A 1,288-nucleotide genomic window follows, 5' to 3' on the forward strand; every position below is an offset into this window, starting at 1 on the left:
ACGCGCTCGATCCGCTGTCGTCGACGCCGCGCGTGCACATAGGCGTCGGTGCCGGCAAGGGCGCGCACGGTATCGCGGGCATCCTCGCTGACGAGGCGGGTAATGCTGCGTTTCCGGCTGACGGTGCATCGGGGCTTCAGTTCGCAGCCAGCACAATAGGCAACATGGCTTCGGTATACGCGAACCTGGCTGGCGCGTTTGGTGCCGCAATAGCCGAGTGGCTTGTCCGCCGGGCAGCGATAGGCATCGGCCTCCCGATCGTAGTGGAAGGCATCACGGGTGAAGAAGGCGTCGCGCTGGCGGCTGCGGTCGATGACCGGGATGTACGGGGTGATTTTTCGGTCGATTAGCCAACTGAGCAACGGGCCGCTGCCATACGCTTTGTCAGCCGCGAGGCTCTCGGGTGTGATGCCCAGTGTGGTGCCGGCACGCGACAGCAGTGTCCGAGTTGCCGCGACCTCGGATGAAAAGCGCGCCGGCGTCGCCTCCACATCGAGGATGCAGTCGGTATCGAGGTCGAGCAAGGGGTTGATGGCGTATGCGTAGCGCGCCGGTCCGTGCTTGCAGGTGAGCGCCGCCTGCGGGTCGGTCGGCGAGATGCTGGTCGGATTGACGGTCGCAGGTTCGTCGGGATCTGGCGGCAACGCGGCGTCGAGCGCCGCCAGATATTCGGCGACGGGTCGCGATATGCTTTCCCCGGCACGAAGCTCGTCTGCGGCGTCGGCCCCCTTCAGCTTCTTCTCGCGGCTGGCGTCGGCCATGATGGTACTGCCGTCCACCGCCAAGTCGCGCCCCGCTACCAGCCCTGCCGCGTCGCACCGCGCGACCACCTGCTCGAACAGCAGACGATGCAGGTCGCAGGCGCGGAAACGGCCGTGCCGGTTCTTGGAGAAGGTCGAATGGTCGGGCACCCGGTCAGCCAGATCGAGCCGGCAGAACCAACGATAGGCGAGGTTGAGGTGCACCTCCTCGCACAGGCGGCGTTCCGAGCGAATGCCGAACAGGTAGCCGATCAACAGCATCCTGAGCATCAGTTCCGGATCGATCGAGGGCCGCCCGCTCGTGCTGTAGCTCGCCGCCAGCGCCTCGCGCACGAAGCCGAAGTCGAGCAGCCCGTCGATGCGTCGGAGCAGGTGGCCGGCCGGCACATGGTCGTCGAGCCGGAAGCCGTAGAACAGCGCCCCCTGCGCCACCTGCCGACCCATCATGCCCGTGATCCCCCCACCGCTTTGCCGGAGTGAATCACGCCCTCGTCACCGTCGCAAGCAGCCGTTTTTCAACAGCCTCG

The 1,288-nt window shown here is 66.4% G+C and carries 1 protein-coding gene; it reads right to left on the reverse strand.

Features of this window, described 5'->3' with window-relative positions; translation table 11 throughout:
• Positions 1-1,208 (reverse strand): IS1182 family transposase (locus DVW87_RS17625; RefSeq protein ID WP_114689072.1); only part of this gene is annotated, 1,208 nt, incomplete at its 3' end.
• Between the last annotated feature and the right edge of the window lie 80 nt (positions 1,209-1,288).

The organism is Sphingomonas aracearum (assembly GCF_003345355.1).
GTDB classification, from domain to species: Bacteria; Pseudomonadota; Alphaproteobacteria; order Sphingomonadales; family Sphingomonadaceae; genus Sphingomonas; species Sphingomonas aracearum.